The 22,651-nt window shown below is 58.7% G+C and carries 28 protein-coding genes, 1 tRNA gene and 1 pseudogene; 25 read left to right on the plus strand and 5 right to left on the minus strand.

What is annotated here, in order from left to right:
* Positions 1-161: 161 nt before the first annotated feature.
* On the minus strand, positions 162-1,430 hold the full coding sequence (hemA, locus tag M3436_01200; GenBank protein ID MDQ3562795.1) for a glutamyl-tRNA reductase: 1,269 nt from the start codon (positions 1,428-1,430) through the stop codon (positions 162-164).
* 462 nt (positions 1,431-1,892) lie between these two features.
* On the opposite strand from hemA, the gene M3436_01205 reads away from it, so the two are divergent.
* The 10 genes from M3436_01205 (at position 1,893) to M3436_01250 (ending at position 11,322) form a co-directional block, all read left to right on the plus strand.
* On the plus strand, positions 1,893-3,659 hold the full coding sequence (locus tag M3436_01205; GenBank protein MDQ3562796.1) for a tetratricopeptide repeat protein: 1,767 nt from the start codon (positions 1,893-1,895) through the stop codon (positions 3,657-3,659).
* Entirely contained in the window at positions 3,656-4,258 is a 603-nt protein-coding gene (gene lolB / locus M3436_01210; protein MDQ3562797.1) for a lipoprotein insertase outer membrane protein LolB, read from the plus strand. The genes M3436_01205 and lolB overlap by 4 nt, the downstream gene beginning before the upstream one ends.
* Positions 4,259-4,261: 3 nt before the next feature.
* Positions 4,262-5,143 carry a 4-(cytidine 5'-diphospho)-2-C-methyl-D-erythritol kinase gene (gene ispE / locus M3436_01215; protein MDQ3562798.1) on the plus strand — a complete coding sequence of 294 codons (882 nt, stop codon included), beginning with the start codon at positions 4,262-4,264 and terminating at the stop codon, positions 5,141-5,143.
* Positions 5,134-5,208, plus strand: a tRNA-Gln gene (locus tag M3436_01220). Before ispE ends, M3436_01220 begins: the two co-directional genes overlap by 10 nt.
* A 24-nt stretch (positions 5,209-5,232) precedes the next feature.
* Positions 5,233-6,186: a ribose-phosphate diphosphokinase gene (locus tag M3436_01225; GenBank protein MDQ3562799.1), complete on the plus strand. Its 954-nt coding sequence runs from the start codon at positions 5,233-5,235 to the stop codon at positions 6,184-6,186.
* Positions 6,187-6,251: 65 nt separating this feature from the next.
* Positions 6,252-6,914 (plus strand): 50S ribosomal protein L25/general stress protein Ctc, encoded by a 663-nt coding sequence (locus tag M3436_01230; protein ID MDQ3562800.1) that lies wholly within the window; start codon positions 6,252-6,254, stop codon positions 6,912-6,914.
* A gap of 12 nt (positions 6,915-6,926) precedes the next feature.
* Positions 6,927-7,523 carry an aminoacyl-tRNA hydrolase gene (pth, locus tag M3436_01235; GenBank protein ID MDQ3562801.1) on the plus strand — a complete coding sequence of 199 codons (597 nt, stop codon included), beginning with the start codon at positions 6,927-6,929 and terminating at the stop codon, positions 7,521-7,523.
* Positions 7,524-7,531: 8 nt separating this feature from the next.
* Positions 7,532-8,623, plus strand: a complete 1,092-nt coding sequence (ychF, locus tag M3436_01240; protein MDQ3562802.1) for a redox-regulated ATPase YchF — start codon at positions 7,532-7,534, stop codon at positions 8,621-8,623.
* Positions 8,624-8,859: 236 nt separating this feature from the next.
* Positions 8,860-9,396 carry a hypothetical protein gene (locus M3436_01245; GenBank protein MDQ3562803.1) on the plus strand — a complete coding sequence of 179 codons (537 nt, stop codon included), beginning with the start codon at positions 8,860-8,862 and terminating at the stop codon, positions 9,394-9,396.
* Between the two features lie 1,497 nt (positions 9,397-10,893).
* Positions 10,894-11,322 (plus strand): group 1 truncated hemoglobin, encoded by a 429-nt coding sequence (locus M3436_01250; GenBank protein MDQ3562804.1) that lies wholly within the window; start codon positions 10,894-10,896, stop codon positions 11,320-11,322.
* Between the two features lie 113 nt (positions 11,323-11,435).
* On the opposite strand, the pseudogene M3436_01255 reads toward M3436_01250, so the two are convergent.
* Positions 11,436-11,964 (minus strand): annotated as a pseudogene (locus M3436_01255) (transposase).
* Positions 11,965-11,986: 22 nt separating this feature from the next.
* On the opposite strand from M3436_01255, the gene M3436_01260 reads away from it, so the two are divergent.
* From M3436_01260 to M3436_01280, 5 genes are all read left to right on the plus strand, one after another.
* Positions 11,987-12,136 carry a hypothetical protein gene (locus M3436_01260; GenBank protein MDQ3562805.1) on the plus strand — a complete coding sequence of 50 codons (150 nt, stop codon included), beginning with the start codon at positions 11,987-11,989 and terminating at the stop codon, positions 12,134-12,136.
* Positions 12,137-12,215: 79 nt separating this feature from the next.
* Entirely contained in the window at positions 12,216-12,470 is a 255-nt protein-coding gene (locus M3436_01265) for a hypothetical protein (protein MDQ3562806.1), read from the plus strand.
* Between the two features lie 31 nt (positions 12,471-12,501).
* Complete coding sequence (locus M3436_01270) at positions 12,502-12,858, plus strand: hypothetical protein (GenBank protein MDQ3562807.1); 357 nt, start codon at positions 12,502-12,504, stop codon at positions 12,856-12,858.
* Entirely contained in the window at positions 12,858-13,109 is a 252-nt protein-coding gene (locus M3436_01275; GenBank protein MDQ3562808.1) for a hypothetical protein, read from the plus strand. The genes M3436_01270 and M3436_01275 overlap by 1 nt, the downstream gene beginning before the upstream one ends.
* Positions 13,110-13,224: 115 nt before the next feature.
* Complete coding sequence (locus tag M3436_01280) at positions 13,225-13,569, plus strand: hypothetical protein (GenBank protein ID MDQ3562809.1); 345 nt, start codon at positions 13,225-13,227, stop codon at positions 13,567-13,569.
* A 499-nt stretch (positions 13,570-14,068) separates the two neighbouring features.
* Here M3436_01280 and M3436_01285 read toward each other — a convergent pair whose 3' ends face one another.
* Positions 14,069-14,305 carry a thioredoxin family protein gene (locus M3436_01285; GenBank protein ID MDQ3562810.1) on the minus strand — a complete coding sequence of 79 codons (237 nt, stop codon included), beginning with the start codon at positions 14,303-14,305 and terminating at the stop codon, positions 14,069-14,071.
* A 130-nt stretch (positions 14,306-14,435) separates the two neighbouring features.
* Between M3436_01285 and M3436_01290 the strand changes: the two genes are divergently transcribed.
* From M3436_01290 to M3436_01315, 6 genes are all read left to right on the plus strand, one after another.
* Positions 14,436-14,804 (plus strand): helix-turn-helix transcriptional regulator, encoded by a 369-nt coding sequence (locus tag M3436_01290; protein ID MDQ3562811.1) that lies wholly within the window; start codon positions 14,436-14,438, stop codon positions 14,802-14,804.
* Positions 14,805-15,063: 259 nt separating this feature from the next.
* Positions 15,064-15,294, plus strand: a complete 231-nt coding sequence (locus tag M3436_01295; GenBank protein MDQ3562812.1) for a CopG family transcriptional regulator — start codon at positions 15,064-15,066, stop codon at positions 15,292-15,294.
* Positions 15,281-15,553, plus strand: a complete 273-nt coding sequence (locus tag M3436_01300) for a type II toxin-antitoxin system RelE/ParE family toxin (protein ID MDQ3562813.1) — start codon at positions 15,281-15,283, stop codon at positions 15,551-15,553. Before M3436_01295 ends, M3436_01300 begins: the two co-directional genes overlap by 14 nt.
* 289 nt (positions 15,554-15,842) lie before the next feature.
* Positions 15,843-16,244, plus strand: coding sequence for a VOC family protein (locus tag M3436_01305; GenBank protein ID MDQ3562814.1), 402 nt, complete (start codon positions 15,843-15,845; stop codon positions 16,242-16,244).
* 211 nt (positions 16,245-16,455) lie between these two features.
* Positions 16,456-17,343: an alpha/beta hydrolase gene (locus M3436_01310; protein ID MDQ3562815.1), complete on the plus strand. Its 888-nt coding sequence runs from the start codon at positions 16,456-16,458 to the stop codon at positions 17,341-17,343.
* Between the two features lie 73 nt (positions 17,344-17,416).
* The gene (locus M3436_01315; GenBank protein MDQ3562816.1) at positions 17,417-17,737 is read left to right on the plus strand and encodes a DUF1820 family protein; all 321 of its coding nucleotides are present in this window, start codon (positions 17,417-17,419) and stop codon (positions 17,735-17,737) included.
* A 3-nt stretch (positions 17,738-17,740) separates the two neighbouring features.
* Here M3436_01315 and M3436_01320 read toward each other — a convergent pair whose 3' ends face one another.
* Entirely contained in the window at positions 17,741-17,947 is a 207-nt protein-coding gene (locus M3436_01320; GenBank protein MDQ3562817.1) for a DUF6494 family protein, read from the minus strand.
* Positions 17,948-18,130: 183 nt separating this feature from the next.
* Between M3436_01320 and mobA the strand changes: the two genes are divergently transcribed.
* Together mobA and M3436_01330 are read left to right on the plus strand one after the other, a co-directional pair.
* Complete coding sequence (gene mobA / locus M3436_01325) at positions 18,131-18,763, plus strand: molybdenum cofactor guanylyltransferase (GenBank protein ID MDQ3562818.1); 633 nt, start codon at positions 18,131-18,133, stop codon at positions 18,761-18,763.
* The gene (locus M3436_01330; protein MDQ3562819.1) at positions 18,760-20,025 is read left to right on the plus strand and encodes a molybdopterin molybdotransferase MoeA; all 1,266 of its coding nucleotides are present in this window, start codon (positions 18,760-18,762) and stop codon (positions 20,023-20,025) included. The genes mobA and M3436_01330 overlap by 4 nt, the downstream gene beginning before the upstream one ends.
* Here the strand turns inward: M3436_01330 and M3436_01335 are convergent.
* Positions 20,022-20,456, minus strand: coding sequence for a molybdenum cofactor biosynthesis protein MoaE (locus M3436_01335; GenBank protein ID MDQ3562820.1), 435 nt, complete (start codon positions 20,454-20,456; stop codon positions 20,022-20,024). The genes M3436_01330 and M3436_01335 overlap by 4 nt on opposite strands.
* 132 nt (positions 20,457-20,588) lie before the next feature.
* Here M3436_01335 and M3436_01340 point away from each other — a divergent pair, with 132 nt between their 5' ends.
* Together M3436_01340 and M3436_01345 are read left to right on the plus strand one after the other, a co-directional pair.
* Complete coding sequence (locus M3436_01340) at positions 20,589-21,851, plus strand: valine--pyruvate transaminase (protein ID MDQ3562821.1); 1,263 nt, start codon at positions 20,589-20,591, stop codon at positions 21,849-21,851.
* Entirely contained in the window at positions 21,848-22,609 is a 762-nt protein-coding gene (locus M3436_01345; GenBank protein MDQ3562822.1) for an SDR family oxidoreductase, read from the plus strand. The genes M3436_01340 and M3436_01345 overlap by 4 nt, the downstream gene beginning before the upstream one ends.
* The last annotated feature ends 42 nt before the right edge of the window (positions 22,610-22,651 follow it).

The following is a 22,651-nucleotide window of genomic DNA, read 5'->3' on the forward strand; positions in this document are numbered from 1 at the left end:
CCGTTACACTGTGTTTCCATAAGGCCGTCCTCGTCATTGTGCATAACATGCTGATCGAACACATATTATGCCACGAGATACGGCCTTTTTCTTGGCTATCGGTGAGAAATCCGGGCTAGATTGCGGCCGCATCCGCGCATCCCGCGATCGCCGAACGAGGATTAAATGGATGGGTCCGGCGGGCTTATATCGAAGATCTCTTGTGCCGCCCTTAGCACTTCTAGCCTTCCGGCGGCGCTCGCTTCACGCATTCTCACGCTCGGGATGTGAATTAGTTTATTGGTCAACTGATGGGCCAGAGACTCGATGACCGCCGTGGCGTCCGCCCCGCTTTCCAGGCGCTGGCGGGCGAGCTGCACTGCTTGTTCGCGGACGGTCTCGGCCTTGCCGCGTAAGGCGCGCACGCTCGCCACCGCATCCAAAGACTGCACCCAGTCCAGGAAGCGGTTGACTTGGGTGGCGATAATTTCGTCCGCCTGCGCGGCCGCCGTCTGCCGCAGCCGGAGGTTATCCTGAATGACGACTTCCAAGTCATCGACGGTATAGAGATACGCGTCGGCGAGCGTGGCGACTTCAGGCTCGATATCTCGGGGTACGGCTAAATCGGCTAGAAACATGAGGCGGTGTTTGCGGGACTGCAATGCCTCTTCGACCAAGGCCTTGGTCACGATCGGTTGCGCGCTGGCCGTGGCCGAAAGCACGATGTCCGCCTCTTTCAGATAATGGCGGAGGTTCGCCAGGTTGACCGGATAGGCGCCGAAACGCCCCGCCAGCGCTTCGGCGCGGGTAAGTGAACGGTTTGCGATCAGCATGTGCCGGATCCCGCGTTCGTGGAGATGTTGGGCGGTCAGTTCAATGGTATCCCCGGCGCCGATGAGGAGCGCCGTGCGCGCGCCGAACTCACCGAAAATCTGTTGCGCAAGGCGGACCGCCGCGAACGCCACGGACACCGGGCTCGATCCGATTGCGGTATCAGTCCGCACCTTCTTGGCGACAGAAAAAGCATGCTGAAACAATCTGTTCAGTAATTTGCCCAGGGTTTGATAGCGGCGCGCGATGCGATAGGCATTCTTGATCTGTCCGAGGATTTGGGGTTCTCCCAACACCCTCGACTCAAGTCCGCACGCGACCCGTAGCAGGTGGCGGACGGTGTCTTCTTGCGGTAAAGAAAACAGATAGCGTTTGATCTCCGCCGCATCGAGACCCTGATACCCGGTGAGCCATGCGAGGGGGCTGTGGGTATCGGGGTGAGTCTGGTGACAGTATACTTCCGTCCGATTGCAAGTGGACAAGATAAGGGCCTCGTTGACGCCTTCGACACGGCGAAATTCCGCGAGCGCTTGCGGGAGCCGATCGGGCGTGAACATGACGCGCTCGCGAATGGCTATCGGCGCCGTCTTATGATTGATTCCCACTACCAGGAGCGGCATGGGCTTCCCGGCTGCGATGGAGGCCGTGCTTGGCGGAGGAGGAAATTGAGTCTATGCATGCTGACTGGGCGATGGGCTCCACGAACCAAAGAACCCTCGCTTCTTAGTAATTACTAATACGAATGCAGTAGAATAGCAACATTAGCATAATCCCGGGGTTGGTCGAAGTCGCCATTCTGAAGTGCTGCCGAGATTTCGGACAGCCGTTTGCAAAACCTTACCAGGGGCGGTCAACGCGTTCTTCAGCCCACTGCTAAACCATGGATCTAGTGTTCTGTAACTCAAATAAGCCAGAATATACCGTCGGCGTCGAAAATCAGATTCGTCATTCCCGCGGAAGCGGGAATCCAGCGTCGGCCTATGCTCCGCATGGATTCCGGCTCGCGTCCGCTGCGCGGACTTGGTCGGAACGGGTCTGTGTTCTGCGGCGTGTTTCTGTGACAATCCACTAGCCATTCAGCCATGCTGTCTTCGCGTGATTCCTTGACGTTCGCGCCGTTTAAGCGGCGCCAATCTCCGTGCCCTGGGCTTGTGTGCCTACTCGCGGCGTGGCTCGCCGGTTGCGCTACGAGCCAGGTTCAGCCCCAGCCGGGGCCGCAAGCGGTGATGATCCCTTCCGCGAGCGCCGCTGCCGCCACGCCGAGGATCGAACTCACCGAAGAGATGTTATACAAGCTGCTGGTCGCTGAAATCGCCGGGCAGCGGGGGCATCCCGAGATCGCGGCAGAAAATTATTTAGAGATCGCACGTACAGTAGCCGATGCGCGCGTCGCGGAGCGTGCGGCCCGCATCGCGATTTTCGCCAAACGCGAACACGACGCGCTGGAAGCGGCCGAGCTCTGGGTCGCGCGCGCCGGGGATGATCCGGAGGCGCGGCGGGTGCTGGCGGCGTTATTGATTCGCGGAGGCCGGCTTGACGAAGCCTTGAAACATCTCGAAATCGTGACGGACTCGGACGATGAGCAGGCGAGTCATAACCTGCGGCTGATCGCCAATTTACTCAGCACCGAAAAGGACCAAGCCGCGGCGCTCAAGGTGATGGAGCGGCTGGTGGCGACGCGCCAAAATGACCCACAGGCCTTGTTCGCTTATGCGTGGTTGGCGCTTCGCGCCGACGAGGTTCAGGTAGCGCGGGAAACCATGGAGCGGGCGCTGAGACTTCCTCCTTTCGACACCAACATGGCGGTGGCCTATCTCGGGATCTTGCAAAAGCAGGGCGACATGCAAACCGCGTTGACCTGGATCGAGGAGGCCGTGAAGGAACATCCCGGGAACTTTCATCTGCGCATGGCTTACGGCAGGCTGCTCGCCGACAATAAGCGTTTCGATGCGGCCCGCGACCAATTCGAGATCCTTGCCAAAGAGCAACCCGAAAACCCCGATGTCCGCTTTGCGCTAGGGCTGCTCTACCTCCAAGGCCAAGACCTGGCCAAAGCCGAGCAAAGTTTTATGCGCATCGCGCGGAGCGGACAGTACACCGACGATGCGCGTTATTACTTGGGACAAATCGCCGAAGCGAAAAAGGATTACGCCTCGGCGCTCCATTGGTACTCATCGGTTGAGGAAGGACCGAATCATTTCGACGCGCAACTGAGCATCGCGCTGGCGCTGGTTAAGGACGGTAAGGTGAAGGACGCCGAGCGCCATCTGGCGACGATCAAACCCTCGAACGAGCAGCAGAGGATCAAGGCAATCCGGATCGCGGGGGAAATACTCACCCACCAAAGCCGGTACACCGAAGCCATGAAGCTTTATGACCAAGCGCTGGCCGGGGGCTATGATTCGGAACTGCTCTATACCCGGGCGATGCTCGCGGACAAGATCGGCCGCATCGATCTCCTGGAGCGCGATCTGAAGCACATTCTGGCGCGCGAACCCAAGAACGCCCAAGCCCTCAACGCCCTCGGCTATTCGCTCGCCGATCGCACCACCCGTTACCAAGAGGCTTATGCGCTCATTAAACGAGCGCTGGAATTGACGCCGAATGATTTTTTTGTCCTCGATAGCATGGGGTGGGTGCTTTACCGTTTAGGGCGCTTGGATGAGGCGGAAAGCTATCTTCGACGCGCGCTCCAGATCCGCAATGACCCGGAGGTAGCGGCGCATCTCGGGGAGATCTTGTGGGTGAAGGGCGACAGAGCCGAGGCGCGGCGGGTTTGGGACAACGCGCTGCGGGTAACGCCGGGGGACCCGAATCTACTGAAAGTGATGAGGCGGCTCAACCAGTGAAAGCAAGGCATGCCGCGCTTGGGCTGCTGTTGCTCACCGCATGCGCGCAGATGCCCGTCTACCACTTGGGGGGAAACGCGGCCATCGACCAGGCTTGGCAACGCCACCGCGGCGAGATCGATGCTTTGCGGCGCTGGTCGCTCCATGGGCGCGTCGCGGTGCAAACACCCCGAGACGGTTGGCAGGCGGGTTTGCAGTGGCGGCAGGCGGGTGAAGGTTTCTCGCTGCGAATCGTCGCCCCGCTGGGACAAGGAACCTACGGTCTGGATGGCGATGCGAGTGGCGTCGTCATGCGTACGCCGGACAATAAATCGTTAACGGCCCGCGATGCCGAGACCCTGCTCTCGGAGCAGCTCGGGTGGACCTTGCCGGTCGGGGGTCTGCATTACTGGGTGCGCGGGATCCCCGATCCCGAGGCGCCGGTATCCCGGCTTCAGTTGGATCCCTTGGGCCGCATGATCGATCTAGAGCAGTCCGGGTGGCGCATCAGTGTTCTGAGCTATGGCCGCAGCGGGGCGGTCGATCTCCCGCTCAAGCTCTTCTTGCACAGCGATCAGCTCAAGGTACGGATGGTCGTGCAAAGCTGGGAGATGGGTTGAAAAATGCTCGCCACACCCTGGCCCGCACCAGCAAAGATCAATCTTTTTCTCCACATTACCGGGAGGCGCGGGGACGGCTATCACGAGTTACAAACCGTATTTCAATTCCTGGATAGAGGCGATAGCATCGAAATCCATCCGCGCGAGGACGGCCGGATCCGACGTCTGTCGGAGCTGCCGGGCGTGCATGCCGACGATGACTTGGCGGTCAAGTCCGCGCGCTCTCTACAGGCGGCCACCGGTAGCCGCTTCGGCGCCGATCTCAGGGTTAAAAAGCGTTTGCCGATCGGCGCCGGACTCGGCGGAGGGAGCTCCGATGCCGCAACCACCCTCGTCGCCTTAAACCAATTATGGGGACTTGGATTGCCCGCCGAGCGCCTGATCGAATTAGGAGTAAAACTCGGCGCCGATATTCCCATTTTTATCCGTGGCCAGGCGGCGTGGGCGGAAGGCGTCGGAGAAAAGCTGACGACGCTGTCGCTCGATGAGCCCTGGTTTTTGATCATCCAACCCCCCTGCATGGTATCGACCGAGAAGGTGTTCGCCGATCCGCATTTGACACGGGATTCGACTGCCATCACAATCGCCGATTTCATCAACTCGGGCGGCCGCAACGACTGCGAACCCGTGGTGCGGGCGCGTTACCCGGAAGTGGCAAGAGCGTTGGACTGGCTTAACCAATGGGGCGACGCCCGGCTAACAGGAACCGGCGCCTGCGTATTCGCGCGCTTTAGCGCGGAAGGCCAAGCGCGCGATGTAATTCGGGCCTTGCCTGATGATTGGCAAGGGTTTGTAGCCAGGGGGTTAAACCGCTCTCCGTTGTTGGATCGGCTCGCCGAAGAGCACGCGCGGGGCTCGCATCGAGTAGGTGCTATTGGGGTGTAGCCAAGCGGTAAGGCACGGGGTTTTGATCCCCGCATTCCCAGGTTCGAATCCTGGCACCCCAGCCATGTTTAGGTGACCAAGGGGCAGGCATGTCGTTTGATTCGGTGATGCTGTTTACGGGCAATGCCAATCCTGCTTTGGCGCAGGCCGTGGCCAACCATCTGCAGATCCCCTTGGGGAAGGCGACGGTGGGCCGTTTCAGCGACGGCGAGGTGATGGTCGAGATCACGGAGAACGTGCGCGGGCGCGATGTCTTCGTGCTACAGCCTACCTGCGCCCCGACCAATGATCACTTGCTCGAACTTTTGGTGATGGCGGACGCCATCCGGCGCGCTTCGGCGTATCGCATTACCGCGGTCATGCCCTACATGGGCTATTCACGCCAGGACCGGCGCCCGCGTTTTGCGCGCGTGCCGATCACCGCGAAAATGATCGCCAATATGATTGCGAGCGTGGGGACCGATCGGGTCATGACGGTCGATCTCCACGCTGAGCAGATCCAAGGATTTTTCGATATCCCGCTCGACAACATCTACGCCTCGCCGGTGCTGCTCGGCGATGTGTGGAAACACGAATACCCGAGCGTAATGGTGGTCTCCCCCGATGTGGGCGGCGTTGTCAGAGCGAGAGCACTGGCCAAGCGGCTCGATGATGCGGATCTCGCGATCATCGACAAGCGCCGTCCCAACCCCAACGAAGCCCGGGTCATGAATATTATCGGCGATGTCGAGAGCCGGACCTGTGTCATGATCGATGACTTGGTGGATACCGCCGGAACCCTGTGCGAGGCCGCCAAAGCGCTTAAGGACCACGGCGCCACACGGGTTTTAGCCTACTGCACGCATCCGGTGCTTTCGGGCAATGCCGTCGAGCGTATTCAGTCGTCCGCCTTGGATGAGCTGGTGGTGACCGACACCATACCGCTAGCACCCGTGGCGGCCGCATGCCCGCGGATCCGCCAGCTCAGTGTCGCTGGGCTGCTCGCTGAGAGCATACGCCGGATCGCCTCGGGAGAGTCCTTGAGCTCGATGTTTATGGATTGATGGCCTCCCGGTCGCAGGGGCGCATGGCCAACCGCTAAAAACCGCAAACGAAAGGGGAAATCCAAGTGAAACAGTTCGAAATCAGCGCTGAAAACCGTGCCGGCGCCGGGAAAGGTGCGAGCCGCCGCCTGCGCCGCGCGGGCAAGATCCCGGCTATCCTATATGGCGCCGGTAAAGACCCGGTGATGCTGCAGTTGAGTCACGACGAGATGCAAAAACATCTGGCGCAGGAAGCGTTCTATTCGCATATTCTGAGAGTGAACCTGAACGACGCGATGGAGAAAGTGGTGCTCAAGGATCTGCAACGGCATCCCTATAAGCCTCGCATCATGCATGTCGATCTGCTGCGTGTGAGCGAGCATGAGAAGCTCACGATGCGGGTGCCGATTCACTTCGTTAACGCGGACAAGTGTGTCGGCGTTAAACAAGGCGGCGGCGTCATCAGCCACTTGATGACCGAGGTCGAAGTCGTGTGCTTGCCGAAAGACCTGCCGGAATTTATCGCTGTTGATCTTGCGGACATATCGGTCGGTACGACATTGCACCTCTCGGACCTGAGCCTGCCCGCCGGTGTCGAGGCCGCCGGGCTCCTGCATGGAGGCGATCCGGCCCAGCCCGTGGTCTCGGTGCATATCCCGCGGGTGGTCGTGCCCGAAGGCGAGGCTCTAGCGGAGACCGCCGAGGAGCCTGCGGCCGCGGCGGCGGCCGAACCGAAACCGAGCGCTTGATCTGGCTCGGACGTGTCGGACCACGCGGGGATCGATCTCATCGTCGGTCTTGGCAACCCGGGCCCCGAGTACGCGGAGACGCGCCACAATATCGGTTTCTGGCTGCTGGATCGGATCGCGCGCTCGTGCCGCGCCGAATTTCAGGAACAAAGGCATTTTTTTGGCCACATCACCCGGGTCCGTCTCGCGGGCCGTGAGTGTTGGTTGCTGAAGCCCATGGCGTTCATGAACCATAGCGGGCGCAGCGTCGCCGCGTTCACGCACTATTATCGAATGCCGGCGGCATCGGTATTGGTGGCCTACGATGAGTTGGATCTCCCCCCCGGAACGGTGCGCTTGAAATGCGGCGGGGGTCACGGCGGGCACAACGGCCTGCGGGATATTTTGGCCTGCGTGCCCGATCCCGGTTTCATTCGCCTGCGCGTAGGAGTTGGACACCCGGGAGCGCGCGAGCTGGTCACGCCGTTCCTCTTGAGCCGGCCCTCGAGCGCTGATCGGGAAGCGATCGGATCGGCGCTCGACGCCGCCCTCGATCTGCTGCCCCGGATCGTTAGCGGTGATCTTCCGGCGGCGATGAATCGTCTGCATCAGCGCGGTGACAAGCTTTAACTTTCCTGATGGGGTTTAAATGCGGCATCGTGGGTCTGCCGAATGTCGGTAAGTCCACGCTGTTTAATGCGCTCACCAAAGCCTCGATCGCGGCCGAGAATTATCCTTTCTGCACCATCGACCCGAACATCGGTCTGGTCGCCGTACCCGACCCTCGCCTAACGGCGCTCGCGGACATCGTCAAGCCGCAAAAAATCGTTCCGACCCAAGTGGAATTTGTCGATATCGCAGGCCTGGTGGCCGGGGCCTCCAAGGGCGAGGGCTTGGGCAACCAGTTCCTGGCCCATATCCGGGAAACACAAGCCATGGCCCAGGTCGTGCGCTGCTTCGAGGACGATAATGTGGTGCATGTGGCAGGTCGCGTCGATCCTCTGTCCGACATCGAGACCATCCATACCGAGCTTTGTCTCGCGGACCTCGAGGCGGTCGAGCGCGCCCTGGAGCGCGTCATCAAGCGCGCCAAAATCGGCGACAAGGAAGCCTCGGCCGCGAGGGAGGTTTTCGAGACCGCGCGCAGCCGCCTCGATGCGGGTCAAGCGCTGCGGTCGGTGGACTCGACCCCCCAAGAACGCGAGCTTTTGCGCGATCTGCACCTGTTAACGATGAAGCCCACGATTTATATCGGGAACGTCAAGGAGGCGGAGCTTCGCGGGAATCGCTGGACGGAGGATCTCGCCCAGCACGCCGCGCGTGAAGGCGCGGCCAGTCTCGTAGTTTGCGCCGCGTTAGAGGCGGAGCTCGTGTGCTTGAGCGAGGGCGAACGCCGCGAGTACTTAACGGCGCTCGGCCTCGAGGAACCCGGCCTCAATCGTTTCATCCGCGCCGGCTACGCGTTGCTGGGCTTACACACCTTTTTTACCGCCAGCCCGAAAGAAGCGCGCGCCTGGACGATTCCGGTGGGAGCGACGGCGCCTCAGGCGGCCGGGGTCATTCACACGGACTTCGAGCGCGGGTTCATCCGCGCCGAGGTCATCGCCTATGACGATTTTCTAACCTACCGCGGCGAGAACGGGGCGAAGGAAGCCGGCAAGTGGCGGCTGGAAGGCAAGGAATACGTCCTTCGTGACGGCGATGTCGTGCGTTTCCGCTTCAAGGTTTAGTGCACACTCGGACTCATTACTCGGTTTGGCGGAATTAAGCAGTTGTTAACCTGACCCTGAACTTCGTGCGTCATGAACACCACGATGTTGGGCTGATATAACTATAAACGCGCTGGCACTAAGGTTACTATGTATATAAACAAGTTTATAAACGTAGAAGCTGTTTCTACATATATATAACGAGGTCGAATTCTAGTTAAGTCTTTCCAGCTACCGGCTCCAGTAAGTTTCGCCCCATGACAAATTGGCGCTACGTCGCCCTTCTTCACAACCTTCAACTCGAGGAGGGCATCGGAAACGAGTACATCGCGGTAGTTCCGTCGGCCGACGAGCGGCTTTCCCACGAGCAGACGCAGTCAGGATTTCGAACGTTCGTCTCTCGTTTCCGAGATCAATTCGGCCGCAAGGTATGCCCTAGCGTCTTGATCGTCCGCGAAGACGTCAAACGAGACCTTGACTTGTTGGTGGGATTCAGAAACGCGCTCGCGCTGACCGCAGTGGTCCAGGCTTGGATGAAGTTCCTCTCTCACGGCGCCCAGCTCCAGTATTTCAACGTCTCCGACTACTTCTCGCTGTATCCCTACGTATTAATCAACGACGGGCAGCACGTCTTTGTCAACTCCCCTGCATTGCTTGGCCTGGACGGGGTCGAAGATTTCCACGGGCAAACCACGCCTGGGATTCCAACGGCCCCCCCCCACAAAGCAGTTCTACGACGCTTATTTGCTCGAAGCGTTGCTCGGCCGGTGGAAGAAAAGGTTCATTACCCGTAGTAATACGTGGGGAGAGACCGCACTCTTTCGATCGCTACAGATGGCGTATTGGGCGAGCGCGATGCCCTTTCAAAACAATGCCACCTTCTACGACTATGGCGCCCAGCTATCTCTTTGGGTAAGCGCCCACGAAATCCTTACCCGGCCGAAACAGGCTCAAGTAGGTCTCCCCGAAGTGCTGCGCGTCTTGGAAAGTGCACGATTCCTTCACCCACCTTCGCGCGCGAAGCGGTACTCCGCGATACTCCGCAAGAATCGGGTACGAATGACTCTTGTGCAAAAACTTTATTACGAGATGTACCAATCTCGCAATCACTTCCTGCACGGAAATCCGGTGACCCCGAAGGATATATTTCCGTGGTCGCGCCGCGATCGCGATCCCCTTACCTGTTTTGCGCCCGTTATCTACCGCTGCGCGCTTTACTCTTTCTTGGGACTTTGGAACCAAGACGTCAATACCCCAGAAATGGCGACAGAGCGTGATAGGCGAGCGATGTACGAGGACGCGCTTATTGCATCGACCAAGCCGGCAGCTAGGAGACGTGGGAAGCGAGCGTCGGGCGCGTGTCCGCGCCAACTCATGCGCCGAAGTCAGCACCGTTGAGTGGTTCAATGTTGCTTCCCCAATTTTCTGGCAGCCACCCCTGTTTGACATACCGATGGAAGCTCGAATACGGCCATGGCTCACCTGCGCCACGTACCCATGCTTCAATAATCTTCAACGAAAATCTGTCCAACTAATCGGAGCCACTTCTGTAATCGATATGCCGGTTGAAGTCGGCCTCATCGCCGATGAGATGTTCCCAAAATCGATGCTGCCATAAGGGTGCTTTGGTTCCGTTTACTGCGACGCGCGTTCATCCATTCGGTCGATTGAGTCTGGTTTGGCAGCGCTGCGTGACCATTCGCTTGATGACACGCCAGCGGTGGGAGAAATCCTCATCTCCGGGAGGCAATGTCCAGAGGGCATGCATGTGGTCAGGCAGCAACAGCCTCGATCACAAACGGATGGGTCAAACGAAGCGTTCCGATCGCATCCCGCAGGACGGATAGGTGTTGACGGTGAAAAAATAGCTGCCGCCCCGGCACATGGGTGCGGCGATAATCAGGCATGACGGAATCATAAAGCCAATGAATGGCGCGGGCACGCGCCCTACTCTTGCTATACCCCGCAGACCGATACCCCTCCAATCCGGTTCATCTCCCTGAGCCGACAATCCCTCTTGGCCACTCGCTTAAGACGCCATAATCCCCCCGATACTTGGAGAACCCAGTCGCCCAATTGCCCGATAATTCACCGATGCCGGACCGATACCGCGCACGTTTGACAGCCTACAGGTCCAGTCATATCCTCGCTCCTGAGGAAAAAGGGCTTTTGAAATTCTTATTCTCTTGTTTCATCCAAACTGCCGCTTAGCGCGAAGAGCCCGTGGCACCGGATGCGAAATAAGTTGTTTCCCAAGACAAATCCATCAATTAGTAACCGGAGGAAAAAAAATGCATCGCATTATATTGACCGTAATAGTCATGTTACTGGCCGCGTGCGCCGAGGAGCGGCGGCCCGACGCGCAAGCCAGTCTCTACGAGCGGCTGGGGGAGAAGGAAGCCATCGTCGCTGTCGTCGACGATTTCGTCGCTAATGTCGGCAATGACGCGCGGATCAATCATTACTTCGATAACACCGATATTCCCAATCTGAAAGCCAAGCTCGTCGATCAGATTTGCCAGGCATCGGGCGGCCCCTGCACGTATACCGGTCGCGACATGAAAAGCACGCACGCGCACATGGGCGTTTCGGAAGCTGATTTTAATGCCCTCGTCGAAGACCTCGTCCAGAGTCTTAATAAATTCAATGTAACACAGCGAGAACAGGACGATTTGCTCGCGCTGCTCTCACCGATGAAACCTGACATCGTTAGCCGGTGAGGCCCTGATCCACCAAGCGGGACTCAAACGTACCGAAGCGACACCGGCGCCGTCACGCTTATACAGCGCGCGAGGAAGGGAATAAGCGAGCGTAGGCGCGTGCCCGCGCCAACTCATTCGCCGAAGTCAGCGCCGTTGAGTGGTTCGATGTTGCTTCCCCAATTTGCTGGCAGCCACCCCTGTTTGACATACCGATGGAAGCTCGAATACGGCCAAGGGATCTCATGCTTCACCGGGTTCCAATGGATGTAATCGATATGCCGGTTGAAGTCGGCCTCATCGCGGATGAGATGTTTCCAAAATCGATGCTGCCATAGCGTGCTTTGGTTCCGTTTTCTGCGACGCGCGTTCATCCCTTCAGGTCGATTGAGTCTCGTTTGGCAGCGCTGCGTGACCATTCGCTTGATGACACGCCAGGCGGTGGAGAAATCCTCATCTCCGGGAGGCAATGTCCAGAGGGCATGCATGTGGTCAGGCAGCAACAGCCGCGATCACAAACGGATGGGTCAAACGAAGCGCGCCGATCGCTTCCCGCAGGACGGAGCGCACATTGGCATCGGTGAGAAACGTTTGGCGCCGATAGGTGTTGACGGTGAAGAAATAGCTGCCACCCGGCACATGGGTGCGGCGATAATCAGGCATGACGGAATCATAAAGCCAATGAATGGCGCGGGCACGCGCCCTACGTTTGCTCTGTCTCGCGGATTTCGAGACGGTCGAGCGCGCCTTGGAGCGCGTCGTCAAGCGCACCAAGATCGGCGACAAGGAAGCCTCGGCCGCCAAAGAGGTTTTCGTGACCGCGCGCTGGCGCTGAGATTTCTATGTATATCAACAAGTTTATAAAGTAGCTGTTTCTATATGGACAAACGAGGTCGAATTCAAGTTAGTGCACTATGAAAGACATTGCCGCCACACTCCTTAGATTCAGCATGTCTTTTTTACCAATCATGGCAATGTTTATTTTTGCACTACTGATTGCTGCGGTGGTCATTTATCTAAAGTTCCGTATTACTCCTGACGGTTCACGTCGTTCGATAGTTCAATTTGCTTTGGGTGGCTTAGCTGTTGGCATTGTGGCTGGTTGTTTAGGTATGGGTACAGGAATAGCATTCTTTTGCTCGTATTCAAGAAATGGAAAAGTACCCTAACTCTGCGTTAGGCCCGGAGGATTAGCGAACCATGAAAGAAAACTCATCAAGACTGGCCTATGGAATTGCGATTGTCGCGGGCACGGTTCTATGGCTTACCACGTCGGCAATCGGCGGGAGGGCTGAGCCTTGGGATTCGTCTATCTACTGGACAGTCGCCTATCCGGTCGCCATCGTGCTTGCTGGGCTTCTCGGCTATGTATTCCCACAAAGACCGTGGCGTTGGGCGGTGGTCGTGATATTTATGCAGGCAGCGGTCATGGTCATTGCTGGCTCCGGTTTCGGGCTGCTGCCATTGGGGTTGATTCTCTTGACCGTTCTTTCATTGCCGGCCGTAGCGCTCGCACGGATGGCAGCCAAAGTTCGCCTGCGCAGAGGGGATGTTTGATGGCGATTTTTCAGGGTGCGATGTTTCTCTTCTTCGGCGTCGGGCTATTGCTCACGAACTATCGTTCGCTCACTACGGGATGGTTGCCTTGCGGGCCAAACGGATTCAAGGGACGACTGGAGTTCAAGAGGAGTGAACAACCGATCGGATTCTGGCTGATGCTCGCCTTGTATGGCGCGGGTGGGGTATGGCTGTTGGTTTTTGGCCTGCGTCTGCTCGCAGGCCAGGTCGAGCCGCTGCCGCTGAACTAGAAGCCGAACAAACCGGCTCTCAAACCGGACGGGGTATTTAGTTAGCAAGGGGATGAATGGGTCAGGCATTGAAATATCAGGTCTCTCGTTCATTCACGATCTTGCTGACCGTGTAGTGCAAGCCCTGGTAGCGGGCGATGTCGCTCAAGGTATAGGCGTATTGGAGATGAGCCTGGCGGATACGCTAGTTGCGTTGCCACGACTCCGTGGCGGGCGCGGCTTAGCCGGCGTCGTTGGGCATCGGAGTAGCCAGTGGTACACTATTTACATGTCGAGGGCAGACCGCCTCAAGGAAGAAATCGGTTGGCTCAAAGTCGCCTTCGGAATCGCTGTGGCACTTGATGCGTCGCTCGTCGCGTGGCTTGCCGAGAACTATCATAATGGGAGCCGGCTTGATTGCTGTGTTGATCATCGCCGTCATGATCGTACTTATCAACCGTCGGGCGTACAAACGCATTGAGGAACTGGAGAACGTGTAATGGAGTGGATAGTCGTTATCGCACTGGCCGCGCTCGTAGGAGCACTCTGCTTGGTTGTGCGGGAAACCTCTCTGCACGGTCGCGAGTAGCGCCCAACCAAATGATGGGGCAGGTCTTGAAATATCAGGTCTCTCGTTCATTAACGATCTTGCTGACCGTGTAGCGCATGCCCTGGTAGCAGGCGATGTCGCTCAAGGTATAGGCGTATTGGAGATGGGCCTGGCGGATACGCTGGTTGCGGTTTCTGGGATTCTGATCCTCCCTGACAGCGTCTCCAGGCTGGGCCGATGGAGCGGGCCGCGAGTTGCCGAACGAGACTCCTCGCGCGCAAAGCGCCCTCGAGATCTCGTTCGCGTGGCACCGCCACGCTTACGGCTTCGGGCCAATGACGCGGTCGGAGCGTTCGCGTTCCCTCCGTCAACGAAAGAGGGCGCCTGCCGTAAGACAAGCGCCCTCGACGCTGCAACATGGATGAAGCGGTTATTTCAATGCCTCGATGCTGGCGCCAAAGTTGATGTGAAACGCGGTCCCATCCATAACGAGGGCAGGGACGGATTTGACACCAACGGCTTGCGCTTCTTTCAGACGCGATTTATCAGTGCCGAGATGGACGATTTCCAGCTCATATCTCGCAGGATCAAATGCGTTGGCTACATTTTGTTCCGCCGCGACGCACACAGGGCACCCAGCGTGGTAGAAAATGGCTTTGGTTTTCATAATAGGCTCCATATAGATGTTGGTTACGGGTTAGTGCTGCAGCACGCTAGACATAGTAGAAAAAACGCTATGTGCCGTATAGGAGGCACTTTTCGGTTCACCGGTAACCTTTTCGTGTAACTTGAGGAAAATGCAAGAAATAAAAAAATCATCGCCCCCGCTGCGAGCCACCTATCAGAAACTCGAAGACGTGGTAGGTTGCAAGTGGTCGGTATCGGTACTACAAGCCGTCGCCGCTGGAGTCACGCGCCCGGGAGCTTTGGAACGCCACATAGAAGGAATTTCCACCAAAGTTCTTTCCGAGCGGCTGCGCAAACTGACCGACTACGGCTTGCTGTCGAAGCATGTCTATGTAGAAGTGCCGCCCAGAACAGAATATTCACTCTCCCAAAACGGGCAGCAACTGGTCAACATCGTTGAGCAGATAAAACGCTTGGACGATGAAATCAGAATCGTCGAACAATACGCTCCAGCGGACGCCAAAAAGCGGCGTCGCTGAGCTTGGTTAGCCGTATGACAAGGGAAGGGAATCGTGAAGGTACAGTAGTACATAGACCACGAGACGGCATTAGCCCCTATCCACCTGGATGACGTCCTGGGCGAGAAGGATCTCGTGTTGCCATGGGGCAGACATCCAATGGCCGATACGTTCGCGTAGATATGTCCCGGATCCAGAACCCGACAGCGTTTTCGTGGTATCTGCCTATGAACTTCTGCGATGACTTGACGTTCCAACGTCTGGACGTTAGGCTAAGCCCATGGAAACTCAAAAGCGTGCCACCGTTTATTTTGATGCCGAGGTCCATCAAGCTCTTCGGCTGAAAGCCGCAGCTTCCCATCGCTCCATTTCCGAAATGGTTAACGAGGCGGTCAAAGTCATCCTAGCGGAAGATGCTGAAGACCTCTCAGCTTTCGAGGAGCGCAAAGGCGAGCGCAGCATTTCCTTCGAGTCCTTCGTACAAGATTTGAGACAGCGTGGCCGAATATAGGCTACTCATCAAGCCGTCGGCCGCGAAGGAGATTGATGCCATTGGCTCCAGGAGGGATCGCCGACGCATCATTGCTCGAATTGCGGCGCTCTCAGAGGAACCTCGCCCCTTGGGCAGTGAGAAGCTTGCAGGTTCCGAGAGTCGATATCGTGTTCGCCAAGGCAACTACCGTGTGGTGTACGCTGTAGATGACGCTGCGCGGGTCGCAGAGGTGGTCAAAGTCGGTCATCGCCGTGAGGTCTATCGCAAAGGCACCTAACTCCCGCCCCTGTGGGATCCCCACAAATATTGCACGAAAATTAGCCAGGCCAGCAGTGGCTCCGTATGATTTCATCGAGGGCTTTTATAGCGAGCGTATATATCAATCCTCACCTTGCAAACCGGGAGGAGTCCGGAGTCCATATATACGCTTGCTAAATGCCTAATCGGGTAGCCGGGCGTGTTTAACCTCCAGACCGGGTCACCGGCATCCCTATCGTAGAGGCATGTCGCTGTCAGTTGCATGCGGATATCATGGTTATACTTCAAATCAGTCAGGAGAATCTGAAGTGGCGGATGAAAACCCTACTATCCTTTCTCATATTTCAGTTGGCACCAACGACTTCGAGCGCGCCGTTGCATTCTACGACCAGGTGCTCCTCACGCTAGGTTGTAAACGAATCATGGAACACCCGGGCGCTGTCGCTTACGGCAAGCAATACCCAGAGTTTTGGGTACAAACACCAGTCGATGATAGACCGGCGTCAGTTGGCAATGGCACACACGTTGGCTTTATCGCACCAACAAGAGAAGCGGTACACGCTTTTCACGAGGCTGCTATAGGTGCTGGGGCTATGGATAACGGTGCACCTGGGCCTAGACCCCAGTATGGTGCTCCCTACTATGGTTGTTTTGTTCGCGACCTGGATGGGCACAACGTTGAGGCTGCATTTTGGGACGAACGAGCTTAGGTTTTGAGTGTGTACAAAATCGAGGGAAGATCCCGGGCCGCAAGCGGCCCGCCCCTCACTGTAAACGTTTATGTGCTCATGAAAGCTCCTGGAAAAGAAGGGGTGGGTATTGCCGAGGACACAGGGCAGTCATCATCTCTACGTTAAGGAGGGTAATCCGGCGCGTATTTCCGGTGACTCTTAGGCCGACGAAAAAACTCAACGCAATCCGATGCAAAACCTGTTGGTCACGTTTTTTACGATCCTGGTCATCACGTGGTTGCTGCTGACGTTCGCCTTGTACGCGCTTCAACCCAATTTCATCTATTTTCCCACGAAAAAACTGGTCGCGACGCCGAAGCAAATCGGGCTTGCGTATGAATCGGTTTATTTAAGCACCGGCGACGGCGCGCGCATCCATGGCTGGTATGTGCCCGCGGACAAAGCGCGCGCTACGGTACTCTACCTGCACGGGAACGGCGGGAACATCTCTCACCGGCTCGCGGCGCTGCAAGCATTCCACGCCCTGGCGCTCAACATTTTCATCATTGATTATCACGGCTATGGCTTGAGCGAGGGCGATCCGAGCGAAGACGGCACCTACCAAGACGCCGAGGCCGCCTGGGAACACCTGATGCGCACGCGCGGCCTCGCGCCCGAGGAAATCATCGTCTTTGGCGAATCGCTGGGCGGGGCCGTCGCAGTCTGGCTGACCACCCGCGGCCGGCCGGCCGGTGTCATTCTCGAATCGGCCTTTACCTCCTTGCGGGATCTGGCAAAGCGTTACTATCCGTTCGCGCCGGTGGACCTGTTACTGCGGTTCCACTACCCCACCTTGGAACGCATCACTAAAGTCGCTTGCCCCATACTCATCGCCCATAGCCGCGACGATGAGATCGTACCCTTCGAGCACGGCGAGCGGCTGTATAAAGCGATCACCGCCCGCAAGATGTTTCTAGAACGCACCGGCGGGCACAACGACGCCTTCAGCGCGGACGTTAATCACTACATGCCGGCCCTCGACCGTTTTATCACCGGGGTGCTCTCGCGTCCGCGGACGACGCGAGCACGGTGCCGTCTTCTTTACCCTAGATGCGTTGCGGCACCGGTTTTGCCTTAGATGCCGGTAGCGGTTGTGCTACAATCGGCCGCGAAACTCGCTCCTGTTCATTACGCCCATGCGGAAACGTCGTATGTATAAGGTGATCTTTCATAACCAAGGCCGGGTCTACGAGATATACGCAAAGAACGTCGTGCAGAGCGGTATGTACGGGTTTATCGAGGTCGATAAGCTCGTGTTCGGAACGCGCTCTACGCTGGTCGTCGATCCTTCCGAAGAGCAATTGAAATCGGAATTCGGTGGCGTCAACCGCACCTATATTCCGCTGCATGCCATCATTCGTATCGATGAGGTCGATAAGGAAGGCCAGGTTAAGGTGACACAGGCAGACGCCGACGGTGCCAATGTTACCCCGTTTCCAATATTCACTCAAAAGGACACGACGAAACGCTGAGAGCTATTCAAGCGCGATGGTGTCGGCAATCGTGTGGCGTAGTCCCAATCCGCCCACCTCCAAGGTCATCGTCACCGCTAGCCGCTCCGCACCACTGAGTTCACCCGCGGCGATGCCCTCCCGCACGGCGCGCTCGAGCTCGCGTTGGGAGCTAACGCCGACCTTCTTTAGAAACTTCCGCACTTCCAGGTTGAATGTGTCCTCGTTCATGACTGGCCTCCGAGTTCGTGAATAAATCTACTGCGCATCCCGATCGCGACGATTGATTCACCACCTTACCGCAATCGTCTATACCCGTTCGAACGGGGTTTTCTTGTCAATCCCGCCCCCTCAACCAATAATAGCGCATGGCCACCGGCACGCACCTAAAACGCTGTCTACGATTTGCCTGAAATGACCGAAACTCGCACCCAGATCACGGGACTGATCCTGGCCGGCGGGCGCGCGCAGCGGATGGGAGGGCAGGACAAGGGGCTGTTGCCTTTGGCGGGCCAGCCGCTGGTTGCTCACGTCATCGCGGCGCTCGCGCCCCAGGTTTGCGACATCGTCATTAACGCCAATCGCAATGCGCAGGCGTACTCGAGCCAAGGCTACCGCGTCTTTGCGGATGCGGTCGGCGGGTATTGCGGACCCCTGGCGGGGATCGAAAGCGGCCTGGGCCTCATGGCCACCCCCTATCTGCTGAGCGTGCCGTGTGATTCTCCGTTCTTGCCCCCGGTGCTTTGTCAGCGGCTTTATGCCGCCCTCCTTGATGCGGACGCCGAGATTGCGGTGGTCCACGACGGCGAGTGGATGCAACCGGTATTCGCGCTCATCACGCGTGGCTTGCATTCGTCTTTGGCGCGTTTCCTCGCGAGTGGTGGCCGTAAAATCGACCGCTGGTACGCGCAGCACCGGCTTGCGATTGCGGACTTCTCCGATGCCCCCGAGGCCTTTGTCAACCTCAACACCCCCGAGGAACTCGCGGCCGCCGAAGTAACGCTGGCCGGCCGGCGGCCGGCCGCGGCCGGAGCTATACAACCATGAGCGCGAAGACCCCGCTGCCGCCAAGCTGCGCGGATGACCACGATCCGGACTCGCTGGCGCCCGATCTGGCGCTCAAGCGCATTCTGTCGGAAATTACGCCCTTAAAATCGCCCGAAGTCGTCCCAGTGCGCAGCGCGCTCGGACGGGTATTAGCGCGCGAAATCGTGTCCACCCTCGACGTGCCTGCGCACACCAATGCCGCCATGGACGGCTACGCGCTCAAAGCGGCCGATCTGCCCCGCGCGGGCGTCGCGGCGCTCAAACTTCGCGGCACTGCCTGGGCCGGCAAACCTTTCGAGGGCGAGGTCACGGCCGGTCATTGCGTCCGCATCTTCACCGGGGCGCTCATGCCTGCCGGCGCGGATACCGTCGTCATGCAAGAACAGGTCGAAGCCGCCGGCGATGTGATCCGGGTGCGCCCGGGTCAAAAACCGGGTCAGAACGTGCGCCCGGCCGGCGAGGACATTGCGCGGGGCGAGCATGTGCTCAGTGCCGGAAAACGGCTCATGCCCGCCGATCTCGGGCTCATCGCATCCTTGGGGATGGGCGAGGTCGCGGTCACGAGGCGGCCGCGGGTGGCTTTTTTTTCGACCGGCGATGAGCTGCGTTCGATCGGCGAGCCCCTGTCTCCCGGAGCGATCTACGACAGTAACCGCTACACACTCCACGGGGGTTTGACGCGCCTTGGCGTCGATCTCATCGATATGGGCGTGGTCCGGGACGTGCGCGAGGCATTGGAGCAGGCCTTCGCCGAGGCCGCGGCGAGCGCGGATGTTCTCATTACGACCGGCGGGGCATCGGTCGGAGAGGCGGATTACATCACCGAGACGCTACGGAGCGCCGGCCGGGTAGCATTCTGGAAAGTAGCCATAAAGCCCGGCCGCCCGCTCGCCTTCGGGCGCGTGCACGGCGCGTATTTCTTCGGTCTCCCCGGCAATCCCGTGTCCGTGATGGCGACGTTTTATCAATTGGTCCAGCCGGCGCTTCGCTACCTCATGGGTGAAACCGAAATCACCCCCTTGCTCATCAAGGCGCGCTGCATGAGCCCGCTCAGAAAAAAACCGGGACGGGTGGAATACCAGCGCGGGGTGGTCGAGCGCGGCGACCAGGGCGAGCTCGTGGTCCACAGCACCGGATCCCAGGGCTCGGCGATCCTTCGTTCCATGAGCGCGGCCAACTGTTTTATCGTGCTCCCCACTGATTGGGGCCGCGTCGAGCCGGGAACGCTGGTCGACGTGCAGCCGTTTTTCGCGTTGGTCTAGCCGGTGTTTTTTTCGACCCAGCGGGCGCCTTCCGCCAATGTCTCCTTCTTCCAAAAAGGCGCGCGCGACTTGAGGTCTTCAATTACGAACCGGCAGGCTTCGAAGGCCGCCGACCGGTGCGCGGACCACACCGCGATGACGACGATCGGATCGCCCGGTTGCACCTCCCCGACCCGATGAATGATGAGGCCATCGAGGATCGGCCAGCGCGCCTTCGCCTCCTGGCCAATCTGTTCGAGATGATTTTCGGTCATCCCGGGATAATGCTCAAGCGTCATGGCGCGGACGGAGGTGTCTTCGTTGAAGTCGCGCATCGTGCCCGCGAAAACGGCGCACGCGCCGTAAGAACCCCGTTCTCGCGCCAGCACCTGCTCGTAACGGGTCACCTCGGCCCAGGGATCGATCGCTTGATGACGTATCTCGATTTTCACCAGATTTCAGCAGCAACGATTCGCGGCGAGCGAAGCCCGGCGCGGCGATCCATTATAGGCCAGGATTTCAGGAGTTGCGCGGCCCCGGATCGGCGCCGGAACCCGCGCTGACAGTGCGTTAATATTTCGGCGATGCGGCTTTCACTGTTCGGACATCGGTTTACACAGCCTTCGGGGATCCTCCGGCTCATGGAAGATCTCGGGCAGGCGCTCGCCGTCAACAAAGGCATGTTGATGCTGGGCGGCGGTAATCCTGCGCATATCCCGGAGGTCGAGTCCGTGCTCAAATCCAGGATGCAAAACCTACTCGATGCACCGGGGGCGCTCGGCCGGGTGATTGGCGACTATAGCCCGCCCCAAGGAGATCCCGCGTTCATCGAGGCCGTGGCCGATCTCCTGCGCCGCGAGTACGGTTGGAACATAGGGCCACGGAATGTCGCTTTAACCGGCGGCAGCCAGTGCGCTTTTTTCATGCTCTTTAATATGTTCGCGGGCGCCGCGGAAGACGGACGGAACAAGAAAATCCTGTTACCGATGGGCCCCGAATATATCGGTTACTCGAACCTTGGCCTCGGGCCCGATTTCTTCGCCGCCAGACTTCCGAGCATGGAGCTCATCGACAAGCATACGTTCAAGTACCATGTCGCTTTAGACAGCATCGAGTGGGCGGATGAAATAGGCGCTATCTGCGTATCGCGACCGACCAATCCCACCGGTAACGTCCTGACCGACCGCGAGATGCAAGCCCTGATCAAACTTGCACGGGCGCATGACATCCCCCTCATCGTGGACAGCGCCTATGGCGCGCCGTTTCCGAACATCCTCTTCAGCGAAGTGCAACCGCTATGGGACGAGTCCGTTATTCTGACGCTGAGCCTCTCGAAGTTCGGGCTTCCGGGGACGCGCACCGGCATCGTCATTGCCCGCGAGGAGGTGATCGATGCCATCGCGCGCATTAACGCGATCATCAACCTGGCTCCGACCAATGTGGGATCGGCGTTGATGCTCGATCTGTTCCGGAGCGGCGAGGTGTTGCGGCTCGGCCGCGAAGTGATCAAACCCTACTATGAGTCCAAGGCTAGGGAAGCGGTCGCGCAACTGACCGACGAGCTGGATGCATACCCTTTTCTCCTGCATAAGCCTGAAGGCGCGATCTTCCTTTGGCTGTGGTTCAAGGATCTCCCGATCACGAGCGAGATCCTGTATCAGCGGCTCAAGGATCGGGGTGTTCTCGTCGTCCCCGGACACTATTTTTTCCCGGGGATGGGGACGGAGGCCCAGCAGGGCCGGGAATGTCTACGGATAACCTATGCGCAAGCACAAGAGGTGGTTGAGCAAGGGCTTGCGATCGTCGCGGACGAAGTGCGTAAGGCCTATGCCGAGAGACGAGCATGAGCAGCCAGCGGCTTCTCAATAAAACCGCCGTCATCACCGGCGCCAGCTCCGGGATCGGGCGAGCCATCGCTCGCCTGTTCGCGCGGCATGGGGCGCGGGTGGTAGTGAACTATCGGCGCTCGCGTGCCTTGGCCGAGGAGTTGGTGCGCGAGATCACGGCGGGGGGCGGGGAGGCCCACGCCCTTCAGGCCGACGTTTCCAGCCCCGATGAAGTCGCCCGCTTGATCGAGAGCGCGCGTGCGCTCTTCGGCCGCATCGACATCTGGGCCAACATCGCCGGGGCCGATATCCTCACCGGCGAGGGCGCGTCACTACAACCATCGGATAAACTCGAGCGGCTGATCGAGGTCGATCTCAAGGGCACGATTTACTGTTGCTGGGGTGTTGCGCCGCTCATGAAGGCCGCGGGATCGGGGATCATCCTCAACATGGCCTGGGACCTCGCGCTCCATGGCATGGAAGGCCGCAATCCGGAGATGTTCGCCGCGGTCAAGGCCGGGGTTCTCGGTTTCAGCAAGTGTCTGGCGCGATCCTATGCGCCCGAGGTGCGAGTCAACGATCTTGCGCCTGGCTGGATCGAGACGGCGTTCGCAAAAGAGACCATGCACCCGGATGCCTACGAACTGGTCATCGAACGCACCCCCTTGCGGCGCTTCGGCGCCCCGGAGGACGTCGCCAACGCCGCGCTCTATCTGGCCTCCGACGAGGCCGCGTTTATCACCGGTCAGACCTTGCGCGTGAACGGCGGACTCGTATAATCGGATAGGAATTCCAATCTCTTCAACGGCCCTCAATGGCGT

The sequence above is a fragment of the Pseudomonadota bacterium genome (assembly GCA_030859565.1).
In the GTDB taxonomy this organism is placed as follows: Bacteria; Pseudomonadota; Gammaproteobacteria; order JACCXJ01; family JACCXJ01; genus USCg-Taylor.

Excerpts from the sequence above, each read along its gene's own strand:
- M3436_01340 (MDQ3562821.1), top strand. The coding sequence starts at position 20,589 with ATGCGGCTTTCACTGTTCGGACATCGGTTTACACAGCCTTCGGGGATC.
- M3436_01285 (MDQ3562810.1), bottom strand. The coding sequence starts at position 14,305 with ATGAAAACCAAAGCCATTTTCTACCACGCTGGGTGCCCTGTGTGCGTC.
- M3436_01265 (MDQ3562806.1), top strand. The coding sequence starts at position 12,216 with ATGAAAGACATTGCCGCCACACTCCTTAGATTCAGCATGTCTTTTTTA.
- M3436_01275 (MDQ3562808.1), top strand. The coding sequence starts at position 12,858 with ATGGCGATTTTTCAGGGTGCGATGTTTCTCTTCTTCGGCGTCGGGCTA.
- M3436_01295 (MDQ3562812.1), top strand. The coding sequence starts at position 15,064 with ATGGAAACTCAAAAGCGTGCCACCGTTTATTTTGATGCCGAGGTCCAT.
- M3436_01310 (MDQ3562815.1), top strand. The coding sequence starts at position 16,456 with ATGCAAAACCTGTTGGTCACGTTTTTTACGATCCTGGTCATCACGTGG.
- M3436_01245 (MDQ3562803.1), top strand. The coding sequence starts at position 8,860 with ATGACAAATTGGCGCTACGTCGCCCTTCTTCACAACCTTCAACTCGAG.
- M3436_01270 (MDQ3562807.1), top strand. The coding sequence starts at position 12,502 with ATGAAAGAAAACTCATCAAGACTGGCCTATGGAATTGCGATTGTCGCG.
- M3436_01330 (MDQ3562819.1), top strand. The coding sequence starts at position 18,760 with ATGAGCGCGAAGACCCCGCTGCCGCCAAGCTGCGCGGATGACCACGAT.
- mobA (MDQ3562818.1), top strand. The coding sequence starts at position 18,131 with ATGACCGAAACTCGCACCCAGATCACGGGACTGATCCTGGCCGGCGGG.
- M3436_01290 (MDQ3562811.1), top strand. The coding sequence starts at position 14,436 with ATGCAAGAAATAAAAAAATCATCGCCCCCGCTGCGAGCCACCTATCAG.
- hemA (MDQ3562795.1), bottom strand. The coding sequence starts at position 1,430 with ATGCCGCTCCTGGTAGTGGGAATCAATCATAAGACGGCGCCGATAGCC.
- M3436_01205 (MDQ3562796.1), top strand. The coding sequence starts at position 1,893 with ATGCTGTCTTCGCGTGATTCCTTGACGTTCGCGCCGTTTAAGCGGCGC.
- ychF (MDQ3562802.1), top strand. The coding sequence starts at position 7,532 with ATGGGGTTTAAATGCGGCATCGTGGGTCTGCCGAATGTCGGTAAGTCC.
- M3436_01315 (MDQ3562816.1), top strand. The coding sequence starts at position 17,417 with ATGTATAAGGTGATCTTTCATAACCAAGGCCGGGTCTACGAGATATAC.
- M3436_01320 (MDQ3562817.1), bottom strand. The coding sequence starts at position 17,947 with ATGAACGAGGACACATTCAACCTGGAAGTGCGGAAGTTTCTAAAGAAG.
- M3436_01225 (MDQ3562799.1), top strand. The coding sequence starts at position 5,233 with ATGTCGTTTGATTCGGTGATGCTGTTTACGGGCAATGCCAATCCTGCT.
- M3436_01260 (MDQ3562805.1), top strand. The coding sequence starts at position 11,987 with ATGGCGCGGGCACGCGCCCTACGTTTGCTCTGTCTCGCGGATTTCGAG.
- M3436_01345 (MDQ3562822.1), top strand. The coding sequence starts at position 21,848 with ATGAGCAGCCAGCGGCTTCTCAATAAAACCGCCGTCATCACCGGCGCC.
- M3436_01250 (MDQ3562804.1), top strand. The coding sequence starts at position 10,894 with ATGCATCGCATTATATTGACCGTAATAGTCATGTTACTGGCCGCGTGC.
- ispE (MDQ3562798.1), top strand. The coding sequence starts at position 4,262 with ATGCTCGCCACACCCTGGCCCGCACCAGCAAAGATCAATCTTTTTCTC.